12 protein-coding genes are annotated in these 16,551 nt (G+C 44.4%); 8 read left to right on the top strand and 4 right to left on the bottom strand.

The genetic code is table 11. From position 1 onward, the window contains the following. Positions 1 to 35: 35 nt before the first annotated feature. The 4 genes from DXB91_RS04990 to murC form a co-directional block, all read right to left on the bottom strand. A complete protein-coding gene (locus DXB91_RS04990) occupies positions 36 to 1,235 on the bottom strand; it encodes a ribose-phosphate pyrophosphokinase (RefSeq protein ID WP_117550099.1) in 1,200 nt (399 codons plus the stop codon). Between the two features lie 31 nt (positions 1,236 to 1,266). Continuing rightward, a complete protein-coding gene (locus DXB91_RS04985; protein WP_015534566.1) occupies positions 1,267 to 2,268 on the bottom strand; it encodes an ATP-binding protein in 1,002 nt (333 codons plus the stop codon). 12 nt (positions 2,269 to 2,280) lie between these two features. Further along, entirely contained in the window at positions 2,281 to 3,420 is a 1,140-nt protein-coding gene (locus DXB91_RS04980) for a DnaD domain protein (RefSeq protein WP_118017091.1), read from the bottom strand. Between the two features lie 282 nt (positions 3,421 to 3,702). Then, entirely contained in the window at positions 3,703 to 5,085 is a 1,383-nt protein-coding gene (gene murC / locus DXB91_RS04975; RefSeq protein WP_015534568.1) for a UDP-N-acetylmuramate--L-alanine ligase, read from the bottom strand. A gap of 117 nt (positions 5,086 to 5,202) precedes the next feature. Between murC and DXB91_RS14105 the strand changes: the two genes are divergently transcribed. The 8 genes from DXB91_RS14105 (at position 5,203) to DXB91_RS04945 (ending at position 16,532) form a co-directional block, all read left to right on the top strand. After that, entirely contained in the window at positions 5,203 to 5,358 is a 156-nt protein-coding gene (locus DXB91_RS14105) for a hypothetical protein (RefSeq protein WP_158547595.1), read from the top strand. A 91-nt stretch (positions 5,359 to 5,449) separates the two neighbouring features. Beyond that, the gene (locus tag DXB91_RS04970; RefSeq protein WP_015534570.1) at positions 5,450 to 6,904 is read left to right on the top strand and encodes a 4Fe-4S dicluster domain-containing protein; all 1,455 of its coding nucleotides are present in this window, start codon (positions 5,450 to 5,452) and stop codon (positions 6,902 to 6,904) included. An 18-nt stretch (positions 6,905 to 6,922) separates the two neighbouring features. Then, entirely contained in the window at positions 6,923 to 7,081 is a 159-nt protein-coding gene (locus DXB91_RS14260) for a hypothetical protein (RefSeq protein WP_165852775.1), read from the top strand. Between the two features lie 428 nt (positions 7,082 to 7,509). Then, the gene (locus DXB91_RS04965) at positions 7,510 to 9,186 is read left to right on the top strand and encodes an AMP-binding protein (RefSeq protein ID WP_118016967.1); all 1,677 of its coding nucleotides are present in this window, start codon (positions 7,510 to 7,512) and stop codon (positions 9,184 to 9,186) included. 21 nt (positions 9,187 to 9,207) lie between these two features. Next, on the top strand, positions 9,208 to 9,666 hold the full coding sequence (locus DXB91_RS04960; protein ID WP_118016966.1) for an acyl-CoA thioesterase: 459 nt from the start codon (positions 9,208 to 9,210) through the stop codon (positions 9,664 to 9,666). Between the two features lie 221 nt (positions 9,667 to 9,887). Continuing rightward, complete coding sequence (locus tag DXB91_RS04955; RefSeq protein WP_147343972.1) at positions 9,888 to 12,899, top strand: EAL domain-containing protein; 3,012 nt, start codon at positions 9,888 to 9,890, stop codon at positions 12,897 to 12,899. A gap of 686 nt (positions 12,900 to 13,585) precedes the next feature. Then, positions 13,586 to 15,574 carry a fibronectin type III domain-containing protein gene (locus DXB91_RS04950; RefSeq protein WP_118016964.1) on the top strand — a complete coding sequence of 663 codons (1,989 nt, stop codon included), beginning with the start codon at positions 13,586 to 13,588 and terminating at the stop codon, positions 15,572 to 15,574. 4 nt (positions 15,575 to 15,578) lie between these two features. Further along, positions 15,579 to 16,532 carry a DUF4430 domain-containing protein gene (locus DXB91_RS04945; protein ID WP_055147424.1) on the top strand — a complete coding sequence of 318 codons (954 nt, stop codon included), beginning with the start codon at positions 15,579 to 15,581 and terminating at the stop codon, positions 16,530 to 16,532. The last annotated feature ends 19 nt before the right edge of the window (positions 16,533 to 16,551 follow it).

Below are 16,551 nucleotides of genomic sequence, written 5' to 3'. Positions count from 1 at the left end.
TCCGCAGGTCTTTTTTGTAAGTCTATAATTGTATATTAGTAATTCTCGTAGTTATCTGAGATAGTGTGCTTCTCCTTGTACTCAGCAATTCTCGCACTGATTCTCTCTGATGGATCAAGAAGATCGCTGAGAGATGCATCGTGGTTGAGGTGATCGATAATGAGTGCAATGTACTTGCTCATGTCGGCTGATACATACCAGTCGCGGTCTGCAAGCTCAGGAAGCTGATAAGTGAGGTTGGTTGTGATGACCTTCTCAATGAGACCTTCCTCGTGACACTTGTCAAATACCTCAAGACCCTTGGTGAAGAGACCAAATGTAGCAAGTGCAAATACTCTCTTAGCCTTTCTTGCCTTGAGCTGCTTGGCAACATCTATCATACTCTCGCCTGATGCGATCATGTCGTCGATGATTATAACATCCTTGCCTTCAACTGAATCACCGAGGAACTCATGGGCAACGATAGGATTACGTCCGTCCACAACTCTTGAGTAATCTCTTCTCTTGTAGAACATACCTACATCTACACCGAGAAGGTTAGCGAAGTAGATCGCTCTGTGCATAGCACCCTCGTCAGGTGATATGACCATCATGTGATCGTTGTTTATTTCAAGATCAGGAGTTGATCTGAGGAGTGCCTTTACAAACTGGTAAGTAGGCTTTACGTTCTCGAAACCGCTCTTTGGAATAGCATTTACAACACGTGGGTCATGAGCGTCAAATGTAACGATGTTGTCTACACCATACTGCTGAAGCTCCTGGAGCATAACTGCACAGTCGAGGGACTCGCGTCCTGATCTCTTGTGCTGACGGCTCTCATACAGGAAAGGCATGATGACAGTGATCTTTCTAGGCTTGTCTGTCATGGCAGAGATGATTCTCTTCAGATCAGCATAGTGATCGTCAGGAGACATTCTCTGAGTCTGGCCACCCATGGTGTATGTGCAGCTATAGTTTCCTACATCAAGCATGATATATATGTCTTTACCGCGGACTGACTCGTTGACAATACCCTTTGCCTCACCTGAACCAAATCTAGGGCAGTCTGCCTTGATAAGGTAAGAGTCCTTCTCGTAACCGTGGAATACGATGCTTGACTTGTTCTCGTTCTGACGGTTCTTTCTCCATTTTACGATATAAGAATCGACCTTCTCTCCGAGAGGTACAATGCTCTTATGAGCAATGATTCCTAAGCTTCCTACAGGTATTGTTTCCAACTTGCTATCGTCTGGCATAATAAAAATCCTCCTAATCTGCTTTCGTTGTCTACCTTTTGTTCCTGGCTATGCTTTTCATTCTTTTTACATAGCGGATGTTATCTCCGTAGAGATTGAAGATGAGATAGCTATCAACTATTCGTGACATGATACGCTCTGTATACCTGTTCTTGAATTCCTGCAGATCAAGATTGGTAGAAATGAGAGTAGACTGTCTCTTGATAGTTCTCGTATTTATAATCTCAAATAACTGAGACAGGACAAATGAGTTGGTGTACTCTGTGCCCAGATCGTCAATTATAAGAAAATCGCAGTTATATATGTAGTCATACAGCATCTTCTGATGCGGTTCATGACCCCCCTTTATTATAATGTCCTGTAAGATATTATCAAATAAATTTATCGCCGACAAGTATAAAACTGTATAACCTTTGTCTAAAAGTTCCTTAGCGATACAATTTGTCAGGAAGGTCTTGCCTGTTCCGGTCTCTCCATATATAAGAATGCCCGGTCTGCTGTCCTGAAAATTCTCTGTGAACTGTCTTGATGCAGACAATATGCTCTGTGCATTCTGGTAAGGAGTGTAATTGTAGCCAGCAATGTGTTCATCTCTGTAGAAATCAGGATTGAAGCTGGCAAAATTCTCCGTCTCCAGCACCTTCTCTATGGTGGACTGCTGGTACAACTGGCTGATGACCATGTGTTTCAGACATGAACATGGCTTACCATCTACATATCCGCTGTCTCTGCATGCGGGGCAGTTGTATATCGGTGCCAGATAATCGTCAGGGTATCCGGTCTGTGCCATGAGCTGATGCTTCTCATCGCGGAGAGCGTGGTTCTTCATGGAGAGTGCTTCTTCATCCACTTCCTGATGCAGTATCCTTGCCCTTGATGCCTGGACGGCACTGTGGGCGATGGCATCGTCGATCTCCTTTATACGAGGGATCCTGGCATATACCTCAGCTTTTCTGTTGTCCTGTCTGCGAAGATTGTCCTGTCTGATCCTGCTCAGCCGGGACAAAATATCATCATAATTTATATTGCCCATAATATGTATATATTACCTCTTGTCAAGATTGAGTTCATCTGCAAGCATCTGTTCCAGCTTGTCCAACTGGTTGGACATGTCTGTCTGCTTGAAGTTCGCAAATCCATTCGGATTCCTGGTGGCTGCAGGCTGCGCTGTGGCCGCTGATTTCTTCTTGAGGAACTCCTGATCGAGCAGTTCGACATCCCTAATGGATTGTACACCATTCTTATGCCAGTTTTCAAGAATTCCATTGACATATGCGAAGTTGGCGGACTGTGGCTTGGAGATTATGGCCTTCTCACATGCCAGAAGGATAAGATCCTCTGAGAAATTCATCTCACCTGTCCACGCGTCAATGTATGCGGTCTCTATGCTGGTAGGATTGCTTCTGCGTATTCCGAGTGCAGAGAAGACCTTTTTGTAAAATGGGTTGTAGGCGGAGCTGTCTGCCTTGGCCTTGTCAACCGTGTCGATTCCTTTTTCATACCATGCTATGGCTACGGTCTCCGCATATCTGAAGCTTGCCTTGCCCATGGTCAGACAGTATTCGATCAGATATTCGATGAGCTCCTGGGAGAAGCCAAGCTGGTCGTATATGTATATGAGACTTTCTGATTCAGGCATGGAAAGCGGTCTGCCAAAATATGCCTCTGTCTCAAACATAATATCAGAGAGAACCTCGTCCTCCTGTTTCTTCCTAAGAAATTCTGGTGTAACTGTTATCTTGTCAGGCAGAGTGCGCTCCGGCACCTCGGCCTTGTCTTCATCTGTGATCGTCGCCGTGATCTCGCTGTTGTTATCGTCATCCCCGGTGGAATAATCCATGCCGAGAATAGAGAGGTCGTCAACTCCGCTGTCGGAGGAGCTGCCCTTGTCGTGAAGAGGGAGAAGAGTTATTCCTGTAAGCTCCTTCTTCTTGTTGTAGTTGAGCTTCATAACATCCTGGCTTATCCAGTATTTTATGGCCCTGCAAATATCCTTCTCTGTGAGATTAAAATGATCTGCTATGTTGGCGACAGACACGGGTTTACTGGAAGACATAAGTCTGACCAGATACAGATATACCTTAACAAACTCTCCGCTGGCGGAGGTCATGTAATAGTCTATAAAAAAGTTTGATATAGAGGAATATGTTTCGTTTTTTTCTGTTGTAATAGTAATGTAGCTCATGTCAAAAAACTCCTTGATCATACTCCTGAAATAGCGCATTTCCCTTAGCGCAAATGCATTATAACATGAACTTTTTGGAATGCAAACAGAACATACAGTCGGTTGGGAAAAAGGGTGGGGGATGTGGATAATGTGGATAATGTGGACGAAAAAGTGACATAAAAATACAAAAGTCATAGTTTAACAGGGCTTTGTAATATTTCTGTAAAAATTATGTCAACAAAAAAATATAAGCTCTGTGGGGAAAACTTTCCCACAGAGCTGTGTGGATAATGTGGATAACTAATTTTTTATCAGGTCATTTCCGATAGAATAGACGTTTCCGGCGCCCATAGTTATCAACAAATCATTTTTTTTGCAATTTTTTAAGAGATAATTTTCTATATCGTCGAAAGATGGAAGATAGAACGCATCAGTACCCGTCTCGGCGATCTTCTCGGCGAGTTGCTTTGCTGAGACAAGTCCGGTATCCTTCTCTCGGGCTGCATAAATATCTGCCACGATGACGTGGTCACATACCTTGAGTGCGTCTACAAACTCATCGAACAGAGCGTAGGTTCTTGAGTAGGTGTGTGGCTGGAATACACACCACAGTTCGTTGTAGCTTGTGTTCTTTGCTGCCTTCAGTGTGGCTGCTATCTCAGTTGGATGGTGAGCGTAGTCATCCATGACTCTAACGTTGTCGAGGATGGTTCCCTTGTACTCAAAACGTCTCTCGGCACCGACACACTCTGACAGTCCCTGTTTGATGACATCTATGGAGATTCCAAGTTCAAGGGATGCCGCTATGGCTGACAGTGAGTTGTATACGTTGTGCTCACCGAATACCTTGAGTGTTATGTCAGTGATTTCTTTGCCGTCCACAACCAGTGTATAGGTTGGATGGCCGAAGTCATCGAATCGTATATTGTGTGCTGAATATTTGTTCTGTGCGCCCTTTCCAAATGTTACCACGCGGCACTCGAGGTCTCTGACAACGGTATCATAATACTTCATATCGCCGTTCACGATGACCAGGCCCTCCTTTGGAGTCTTGGTGGCAAATACATGGAATGACTCAGCGATCTCATCTATATCCTTGAAGAAATCAAGGTGGTCGGCATCCACGTTCAGTATGATACTGATAAAAGGCTTAAATGCGTGATAGCTGTTGGTGTACTCACATGCTTCTGTTACAAAGTATTCAGATTTGCCTACACGGATATTGCCGCCGATGCTGTCGAGGATTCCTCCGACTGATATGGTAGGATCGGTGTCCGCATCTATGAGGATGTAGGACAGCATGGAAGTCGTTGTTGTCTTGCCGTGGGTTCCACTGACGGCTATGGAATATTTGTAATTCTCCATGATCTGGCCGAGAAGCTGGGCTCTGGTGAGCATAGGAATGTTCTTCTCCACTGCGGCCTTGAACTCTTCATTGTCAGGATGTATGGCTGCTGTGTATACGACCAGATCTATGTTGTCTGTTATGTTAGATGCACACTGACCGATGTTGATAAGCGCTCCCATGTCGGCAAGCTGATCGGTGATCTCAGATGCTTTCATATCTGATCCGGTAACCTTGAATCCGGCCTTCAGAAGTATCTCTGCGAGACCGCTCATACTTATTCCGCCTATTCCCATGAAATGGACGTTGATTGGCTTTGAAAAATTGATCTTGTACATTTGTATTTCGCCTTCCTTATATAAAAGATTGATTACTATGATCCAAAGTGTTTTTTATTATAGCATAACTGCCATCAAATGAAAATAAATGGTTTTGGTCAATTGCATAGATTGTTATTGAACGAAAATTATGTTATAAATGGAGGTAGTGCGATAGATGCTGAGGAGAAAACTGCAAAACTCATGCGTATCGTAGAGGGCGTAGAAGAGGTAGAGAAGATGGATGCATTGTTCAGCCTGGCTATAACGGGTGGAGATTATAACTGGATCTGAATGGGAAGAGTGATACGATCAGCAACTGGATCATATGCGTAGTGATTGCTATGACAGAAGATCCACAATATATATAAGTAGAGGTTAACACATGATTACAAATGACGCTACATTATTAAAGGTAAAGCACGAGGTGCTTTATGAGGTGGCAAAGCTTGCGTATGAAGGCAGGCTGGATGATGAGAGGGACAATCTTCCATATAAGATGGTTCCCGGTCCACAGCCATTTTTCAGATGTTGTATATACAGAGAGAGGGAGGTCATCAGACAGAGGATCAGACTTGCCGAGGGCAAAGCCCCTGGAACAGAGGATGATGGGAATGTAGTCCAGATCATCAACTCTGCCTGTGAAGGATGTCCTATTTCACGTTACGTAGTAACCGATAACTGTCAGAAGTGTATGGGAAGGGCGTGTCAGCAGGCGTGCCGTTTCGGTGCCATCAGCATGGGACGTGACAAGTCCTACATCGACCCATCAAAGTGTAAGGAGTGTGGACAGTGTGCCAAGGCATGTCCGTACAATGCCATTGCAGATCTGATGCGTCCATGTATCAAGAGCTGCCCGGTTGGTGCCATATCTGTGGCTGAGAATGGAACAGGTATTGCGGTCATAGACAAGGACAAATGTATAGACTGTGGTTCATGTATCCACAAGTGCCCATTTGGTGCGATCGGATCAAAGTCTTATATAGTAGATATAATAAATGACATGAGAGCCGGCAAGAAGGTATTTGCCATGTTCGCACCTGCCACATACGGACAGTTCGGTGCGGATATCACCATGGCGAGCTGGAGAACAGCCATGAAGAAGATAGGCTTCTACGATGCGGTGGATGTGGGACTTGGTGCCGACATGACAGCCATGGCAGAGGCAAAGGAATGGATGGAGGCCAAGGCAGAGGGCAGGAAGAAGACAACCTCCTGCTGTCCTGCATTCAAGCTTCTTGTGGAGAAGCATTTCCCTGAGCTGGCAGACAGGGTATCTGAGACCGTATCACCTATGTGTGCAGTGTCGAGATATATCAAGGAGAATTATGAGGATGCCGTCACAGTATTCATCGGCCCTTGTATCGGCAAGAAAGCCGAGAGTGCAGCCGGAGAGAAGGAATCTGCGGACTATGCGCTGACATACGGAGAGATCAGAGCCATGCTGAGAGCAAAGGATGTCAAGCTTGAGCCTGAGGCTGAAGATAACGACCAGTCCACACTGTTCGGCAAGAAATTTGCAAATGCAGGCGGAGTCACAGCGGCAGTCATAGAGAGCATGAAGGAGCTCGGCTGCGAGGACGAGGTTAAGGTGTGCAAATGCGATGGAATAGATGCATGTAAGAAGGCACTGACCCTCATGAAGTTCAACAGATTCCAGGATGACTTCATGGAAGGTATGGCGTGTGAAGGTGGCTGCGTGGGCGGCCCTTCAAGACACAGGGATCCGAACATGGCGATGCGTGACAGAAAGGCAGCCCTTGATAATTCTACAGATATCAACATCACAGAGAATCTTGAGAAGCAGGGAGCAGACAAGATTGATATGGTGAGAGATTAGTGCATGGAGGACAAAGACATGACAACAGTTTTGATATTTGTGATATGTGTGCTTATATTTGTGTGCGTATCGGTGGTTACGGCGATACTTGTATACAAGTCGCAGATGCGTAAGAAGAAGCTTCAGTGGGACAGCCGGCAACAGACACAGGATTCCAAGCAGGTACAGGATCAGTAGAGACTGTGATATATAATGAAATAATAAGATAATTAAGGCGTGCAGCGATGGAGATGAAACTGGACTTATCCGGGGGAAATTCATTGCTGCACGCCTTATTTTTATGGATTGAGGGAAAAACCTGTGCAGTCAAAATGTAATACCAATATGTGAAAATAAATTAAAACTTTTATTTTCCTGTTGACATGACAAAGAGATATGATAATATATGGATGTAGTAATCGAAACTACGTGTAAAGTTAATTGAAAACGCACATTAAAGTAACGTTTATTTTGATTGCTAGATAGAAATACGAACTTAGAAGACTTTTTATACTAAGTTAATACATAATGTGATAAAAAACGGCATGTATCGCCGGCGTTAAAAGGCGGAAAAACCGTTTTACCATATATATTATCAGAACTTATAGTTTATGGAGGAAATTAACATGTCAACAGAAATGAGACCAGAGCAGGGAATAGCAGGAAAGTTTGTGAGGTCAGCTCTTGATGAGAATGGAGTTCTCAGCAAGATTGAGTTCACCAACAGCGAGAATTTCAACTTCGCATACGACGTAATGGATGCTCTGGCAGAGAAGGAGCCTGATCAGACAGCGCTCATCTATGTATCAAAGGATAGAACGATCGAGAAGAAATTCACATTCCAGGATATCAAGGATTATTCCAATAGGGCAGCCAATTACTTCAAGAGCCTGGACATCAGGAAGGGTGACAAGGTAATGCTCGTGTTAAAGAGACATTACCAGTATTGGTTCACCATGATGGCTCTCCACAAGATCGGTGCCATAGCTATACCGGCGACAAATATATTAAAGGCAACAGATTATCAGTATAGAATTGAGGCAGCAGGCGTATCAGCGGTTGTGTGTACATCAGATGACGGAATCACGGCGTCCATAGATACATTTGCTGATGACAAGCTGACAAAGATCGTTGTAAATCATCCAGTAGAAGGCTGGAACTTCTTCGATGAGGGAATCATGGAGTGCAGCACCGAGTTTCCAAGACCTACAGGCGAGGATGCCGTAGGAGGAAAGGATGATATACTGTTCGTCATGTTCACATCGGGAACAACAGAGCATCCAAAGATGGTTGCACACAATCATCTGTATCCACTTGGACATTACATCACAGCAAAATACTGGCACTGCAACAAACCTGGTGAGGTTCATCTCACAGTTTCAGATACAGGCTGGGGCAAGGCTCTCTGGGGCAAGCTCTACGGACAGTGGCTGTGCGAGGCATGCGTATTCGTATTTGACTTTGATACATTCAGTGCGGACACTATATTCAAGCTTATAGAGAAGTACAATATCTCAACATTCTGTGCACCTCCAACACTGTACAGAATCCTTATCCGTATGGATATGAGTAAGTACAACCTCTCATCCCTCAGATACTGTACAACAGCGGGTGAGGCACTTAACCCTGAGGTATTTGACGTATTCAAGGAGAAGACAGGATTCACTATATATGAAGGATTTGGTCAGACAGAGACGACTCTTACCATTGGTAACCTTGAGAATACTACTCCAAGACCGGGATCAATGGGTAAGGCAAGCCCAATGTATGACGTGAGGATCATGAAGGCAGACGGAACATTTGCTGCACCTGGTGAGACAGGTGAGATCGTCATCAACATCGCAGACGGTGCGCCGGACGGACTGTTCATGGAGTACTACAGAGATCCACAGAGAACAGCCGAGGTTATGCATGACGGCTTCTATCACACAGGTGATACGGCTTACCAGGATGAGGATGGATATTTCTGGTTCGTTGGACGTGTGGATGATATCATCAAGGTTGCAGGCTACAGAGTAGGACCTTTCGAGATAGAGAATGAGATCATGAGAATACCTTATGTCCTTGAGTGTGCAGTTACATCAGTACCTGACAGCACAAGAGGTCAGGCAATAAAGGCCACTATCGTTCTCACAGAGGGTACAGTTGGCGATGAGAACCTCAAGAAGGAGCTCAAGAGATACTTCAAGGAGAACATCGCAAGCTACAAGAGACCTAGAGTTATCGAGTTCGTTGATGAGATGCCAAAGACCATCAGCGGCAAGGTAAGACGTGTTGAGATCAAGGAAAAGGACTGGAAGTAAGTCAGAAATCAGGTGAAATAAATGATAGATATAGATATGAGTAAGATCAAGCCATATGATAGATCGGTTTATTATTATGAGACGGACAGGATGCAGATAGTACACCACTCCAATTACATCAGATGGATTGAGGAGGCAAGGCTGGACTGGATGACACAGATAGGCTGGGATTACAAGTCTGTAGAGGATGACGGATATATAATTCCTGTGCTTGGTGTAACGGCTGAGTATAAGAGCATGTGCCACTTTGGCGATGACGTGCTGATACATGTCAGCCTTTCGGAGTATACAGGTGTCCGTGTAGGCTTTTCATATGAGATCGTGGACAAGAAGACAGGCGAGCTCAGGACACTTTGCACAAGCTCACATTGTCTGCTGGATGGCAACAACAAGCTTGTGTTCATCAGAAAGGCATATCCTGAGCATGATAAGCTGTTTAAGGAGCTGCTTGAGGATTACAAGAAACGTCAGAGCAAATAAACAGAGCTGTTGTCTGGTGTATAAATAATTTAATATTGTATTAATTGATGGTTATTAATAGCTGGTAAAATTGTTTGTGTAACTTTTTTATCAGCTATTTTTATCTATTTAGACATGTAATTAGTTAAAACATCCTTTTTATATTATGGCGTAAATGCTATAATGGAAACGGTTGCGTGGGAATATATGGCAGGCCGGATGCTGCTGCAAGGAGGGATCTTTTGAAAGAAGTATCACTTGATAAACAATACTACAAAGAACATATACAGAACATATTATATGATAATTATGTGAAACTGGCGCTGGTCAACATTGATACTGGGGAGTATGTGAGTGTTATCAGTGTGGACAAGAATGCAGATAATTATAAAAGTACCTCTGACGTATCTTCCTATTTTAAGGATAATAAGGGACTGGACTGCTGTCATCCTGATGAAGTCAGAGAATTTGCATATATGTGTGATATGAAGCATGTCAAAGCACTCATAGAAGCCGGAGCCAGATCCATCGTGCGTAATTTCAGGTTCAGATTGAGACTTGGCGAGGACTATGAGTGGGTTTCCATGGATATAGAAGCTGAGAAAGAGCCGAGAGAGGACGGACAATGGGTTGTGTTCGGCATGAGGGCAGTCAGCCTTGACACCCTGGTGCTGGAGGATAGTCTCAGGACACTGACAAGGGTATACAGGCGTATATTCAGGATTGATGTGACGCACAATATTTGCGAGACATTGAGAGGCGGATATATAAGAAGCAGAGATGAGGTTAAGCATGACTGCCTTGGAGATTACATTAAAGACATGACTATGGGTGGTGAGATATTCCCTGACGATGTGGACAGGGTAAGAAAGTGCCTGTCTCCTGAGTTCCTCATAAAATATTTTGCAAATGGACATGACAGATTTACCATTAGATATAAGCGTAAAATGGATATGGTGTACAGATGGGTTATGACAGAGGTCATACCTACTGCTGACTATAGAGATGACAATAAGGTATTCTATCTTTATACGAGGGATATACATGAGGAGTATTCTGAGAGCATAGAGAAACAGGAGCTGTTGGAATTTTACAGTTACAAGGATGCACTCACTCGTCTCGGCAATAGAAATGCATTTAACATTCTGTGCGACGCGTATGCAGACCGAAAGGATAAGCGGTCGGTCGGATTCGTATTCAACGATGTGAACAAATTGAAGTATGTGAATGATCATTATGGACATAAAGAAGGAGATCTATATCTTCAGAGGGTATCGCAGATGCTGGCGCAGCATTTTGGCGAAAATGCATGTTACAGGATAAGCGGCGATGAATTTGTTGTCATCATTATGGATATTGCTGAGCAGTCGTTTAACTCAATGATCGCCAGATACAAAGAGGTAATTGACGAGCAGGAGGAGGCTCCGGTTGCGTTCGGCGCAGTCTGGAAGGCTGAGGCAGATTCCATAGACAAGATAATGAACGAAGCCGAAAGACTGATGTATGAGGATAAGAAGAGATTCTATTCGAAACATCCAGAGGTCAAGAGGCGCGAGAGCGTGGAGAACGAGGCGAATATAGCTGTAGGAACTACAGAGGATGGAGTTCCGCATTACAGGAATCTTGGGAAGACAGACAGGATATTTGACGCCCTTGCAGCTACAACACTCCGAAATTATATATTTATGAATGATCTCGATACGAATGTGACAAAATGGTCTGCAAGTGCTGTGGATTACTTTGGGCTTCCTGGGCAATACATATATGATACACAGAAAGTGTGGGAGAAGCTTATACATCCGGATGACAGAGCAATATTTGAACAGGATATTACAGAGGTGTTTGCGGGGCGCAAAAAGTTTCATGATGTAGAATATAGAATGAGAAACAAAAAGGGTGAATATGTGGTCTGTACCTGCAGAGGCTTCATCACCAAGAAGGAAAATGGTGATCCGGAGTTCTTTGTGGGAACGGTCATAAACCACGGAGTCATAGACGGGGTTGATCCGGTGACAAACCTGCACAATCAGCAAGAGTATACTAAGTATATATCTATACATTTGAGAAATAAGCAGACGATGAGCATTCTGGCAATAGGAATATCTATGTTTAACAGCATCAATATGATGTACGGATATGCATATGGCAATTCTGTTCTTAAGGATTTTGCCACAAAGCTCAAAAATGTCGTCGGTGGAAAGGGACTCGTGTTCAGACTCGATGGAGCGAAATTTGCAATCTGCTCAAATATGTATACTAAACAGGAGCTAAAAGAGGTATACAGACATGTACAGAATCTTGCACTTGACAATGTAGGCCTGAACGGCACGGCGATCCCGCTTAAATTATACGGTGGTGGTCTGATATATGACCACGTAGGAGCCGATGAGGACGTGATAAAGAGCAGTGTGGAATATGCCCTGGAGAGATCCAAGGAGGATCATCATGGCGAACTTGTATTTTTCAATGAGGAGATCAAGGACAATGATAGAATGAGACTGCAGCTTTACAGCACAATACACAAATGTGTGGCAAACAACATGGAAGGCTTTTTCATGTGCTATCAGCCTATAGCCAATTCCGAGACAGGACACATAGTTGGTATGGAGGCTCTTCTCAGATGGAAACACAAGGAATTTGGTGTGGTTCCACCGGGAATATTTATACCGTGGCTTGAGATGGAGCCTTGTTTCTTTGAGCTTGGCAACTGGATAATAGAGCAGGCACTCACGGATGGTATGGAGGTTCGCAAGATCAGACCTGATTTTGTGGTGAATGTCAATATATCAGCGACTCAGCTTGAGAATCATGGATTCAGGCAGGCTGTTGTGGATATATTAAAAAAGACGAAGTTCCCTCCTGAGTATTTGTGCATAGAGCTCACAGAGAGATGTAAGAATATGGATATAGCATTTCTGAAAAATGAGCTGGAATATTTCAGGAAACTTGGAATAAAGATCGCTATTGATGATTTTGGAACGGGAAATGCTACCCTAAATCTGCTCACGGAATTACCGATAGATGAGCTTAAGGTCGATATGTCATTTGTCAGGGGAATACAGGAGAGCAAGCCTAATCAGGTCCTTGTACAGGCGGTTGTGTCCTGTGCACATCAACTCGGATACAAGAGCTGCATTGAAGGTGTCGAGGACAAGGCACTGTTCGATTACCTTCATAGGTATGGTTCCACTTACTATCAGGGATATCATTTCTCCAGACCGGTTTGTCTGGAGGATTTTAAGAAGCTTTTGTGACAGACGACCCGCTTGGTAATATATACATCCGCAATCACGCTTGACTTACTGCACTTCGATTGGGTGCTATCTGCATGGTGCTCCGACCGCCAAAAGGGCGTCGGCGGATCTGCGCACCAGCAAGCACCATCGAAGCACAGACGTCTGCGCTACCGATTGTCGGATATATATATTACCAAGCGGGTCTTACGTTGTGGCCGGCTTTGAGGATTGCATTTTGAAAAAATTTAAAATTGTGTTCTTTTTGGTGGATTTTGGCTTGTTTGGGAGAAAATTGTATCTAAATGAGTTTTAAAATGGCTAAAAGATACAATTCCTGGAAATTTGTGTTATTTCAGGGATTTTTTTGCAAAAAAGATAAAAATTTGTGCTCTTTGACTTGCTTGCTTCAGGTTGACATAGAACATGGGCGTTGATAAGATTGGGGTAATTGTGACAATATAATATGTTGGGTGTATAGTCCCGGAGAATTCCGGCGAATGAGACATACCACACACATTGCGGACTGGGCGTATAAGGAAGCTTATGGTGCCTGGGAGGATGTTGTAAACGAGGTGTGCTCAGTAAGAAGAGAAGTGCGGTGAGAATCCGTCGCAACAGCCATTACTGTATGCAGAGCATAGACTCTGGCAAGTCAGATCGCTTGCTATATATCCACTCGGAATAATGTGAAAGGAGACACGATTATGAAGAGAAGAATTTTTGCTGTGTGTATGGCGATGTGCACGATGGCAATGGTTATGTTCACGGAAACAACAGGAAATGCTGTGAACGTGTATGCGGCGGCTGATGTAACGGATTCTACGATATATGCAGAGTCGGATGGTGTAACAGATTCTACGATATACACAGTGCCAGACGATATGACGAATCCAGCAGTATCTACAGCGACGAATGACGAGACGGATCCGGTGACAGGAACTGCGACAGAGGAAACTGCAGATGTGGCTATGGTTGATTACACACAGGCCCTTGGCAATACTCTTGTATATCTGAGGAAGACTGCGGATGATCCACAGTATGAGGCTGAGTGGAATGTGATGACTCTTGCCAGATGCGGTTATGAGGATGAGGCATGGTATGGAGAATACTATGACAATATTGTGAAATATGTTCAGTCATGTGTTGAGGAGACAGGTTCTCTGAAGCTCGATAAAAAGCAGTATAAGGGTACGGATAATTCCAGGGTAATACTGGCCTTAACTGCGATTGGCGCTGATGCCACAGATGTTGGTGGATACAATCTGCTTGAGCCATTGGCCGATATGAATTATGTAACAACACAGGGAATCAATGGCCCGGTGTTTGCGTTGATTGCATTTGACACGGTAGGTTATGATATTCCGAAGCTTCCGGATGGAAGTGACGGTGTTCAGACGACAAGAGAAGGACTTGTTGAATATATCCTTGGACGGGAGCTTTCTAGTGGTGGTTGGGCATTTTCTGGTAGTAATGCTGACCCGGATATGACAGGTATGACAATTCAGGCACTTGCGCCGTATTACAAGTCTAACACAGAGGTTAAGACGGCGGTTGACAGGGCGCTTGATGTAATGTCGGGGCTGCAGAAGGCTGATGGTGGATTTGCTTCATGGGGAACTGTGAATTCTGAGAGCTGTGCGCAGGTGATATGTGGATTGCTTGATATAGGCAAGGATGCCGGAACAGATGAGGCATTTGTCAAAAATGGACATTCTGTGCTGGATGCTTTGATGGAATTCTATGTTGCAAGTGCCGGTGGATTTGCGCATGCGGCAAATCAGAATGGAGAACTGGTTGTAAATGGAATGGCTTCGCAGCAGGCTGGATATGCTCTGGTTGCCTATGACAGATTCAAAAAAGGAAAGAACACACTGTATGATATGTCTGATGCAAAGTCATTATATATCCGATCCGTGGCGACAGCGGATGTGAAACTCAGCACCAGCACGTATGTGTACGACGGCAAGGCCAAGAAGCCGGGCGTGACGGTGAAGATTGGTGACAGAGTGCTTAAGGATGGCGTGGATTACACCATTTCATATCAGAACAATGTCAATATTGGCAATTCGGCAAAGGTAGTGGTGACCGGCAAGGGAATATTCAAGGGCTCAGCTAGCAAGACATTTGTCATAAAGATGGCTGCGCCGGCTAAGACGAGTGTGTCGGCGGGTAATGGAGCAGCAGGCATAACAGTAAAGTGGAAGAAAGCGGCACGGGCTGACAGATATGTGGTGCTCAGAAAGGTTGGAAATGCAAAGAATTGGACGACTGTGGCCACCACAAAATCTCTGAGCTACACTGACCGGAAGGTCGCAAATGGCAAGAAATATATCTATGCAGTTAAGCCTGTTGGAAGTGGCGGGGAGGCTGCGTATACGACCCAGACAATATACAGGGTCAATCAGGAAAAGATAACAAAGATAAAGTCAACGGTGAAGAAAAAGTGCACTGTGACTTATAAAAAAAATGCGAGTGCTTCGGGTTACAGGGTGATGTATTCCACGGATAAGACATTTAAAAAGAATGTCAAGGTGTACAGGGCATCGGTAAACAAGAAGACAAATGTGACGTTGAGCGGACTCAAGGCGGGAAAGCGGTATTATGTCAGAGTTCAGGGATTCAAGAAGGTTGGAAAGACTTATTATTACGGAGCATGGAGCAAGACTGTAAACGTTGTGATCCGAAAGAAGTAGGCATATGGATAAGATCAAAGAATTTGTAAAAAAATATAAGAAACACATAAGCGGAGCTGTGATTGTTCTGCTGATCCTGGTGTGGGCTTTCTGGTATGGGGGGAATGCGCCGGGAGCCAGAGGCTTCAAGCTGGAAAAGACCGAAGAGGGACTCACAACTGAAGCTGTAGGCGGTGCGGAACTGACGGAGACAACGAAGAGTGCGACAGAGGAAAATACTGATGCAGGGAATGACAGGAAAAAGAAATCAGACAGTTCTGTAACCGATATCTCCTCAGAGACTCATTCGGATTCTGATACATCGGAAACAGAATATCAGACTTCCGCTGAGAGCACATCGGAGAATGTGACGGAGCGAAATTCTGAGACTACCACGGAGAAGAAGACGGAGGCTACTACAAAGAAGAATACCACCACGGAGTCTCAAAAAACAACGGAGAATAAGCCGGGGACCACGGCGACTACGGAAAAGCGGAAACCGGATAAGACAACTGCTGATTCTTCTGCCACGACAAAGGCAACCACAGAGAATACAACTGAGGCGCCGAAGAAAACCTACAGTTGCACTATATCAATAGGATGTTCCACAATATTTGACAATCTGGAACTGCTAAGACCGGAGAAAAAGGACTATGTACCTGATGATGGTGTCATTCTGGGAACTGTGACTGCCACATTTGAGGAGGGGGACACAGTATTCGAAGTGCTTAAGTCGGTGTGCAGGGATTATGGTATACAGCTTGAATATTCATGGACGCCTATGTATGGAAGTTATTATATAGAAGGAATTCACAATCTGTATGAATTTGACTGTGGTGATGGCTCAGGCTGGATGTACTCGGTAAATGGCTGGTTCCCGAATTATGGCTGTTCAAGCTATGAACTCAAGCAGGGAGATGTGATAAAATGGCTCTATACATGTGACCTGGGAGCAGATGTTGGATCCGAGATGCATTGACAGATTCGCTGAGACATGG

The organism is Coprococcus sp. OM06-34AC, from assembly GCF_003462545.1.
Lineage (GTDB): Bacteria > Bacillota > Clostridia > Lachnospirales > Lachnospiraceae > Coprococcus > Coprococcus aceti.
The sequence above is the reverse complement of the archived record's forward strand: the minus strand, read 5'-3'. Positions and strand labels throughout refer to the sequence as shown.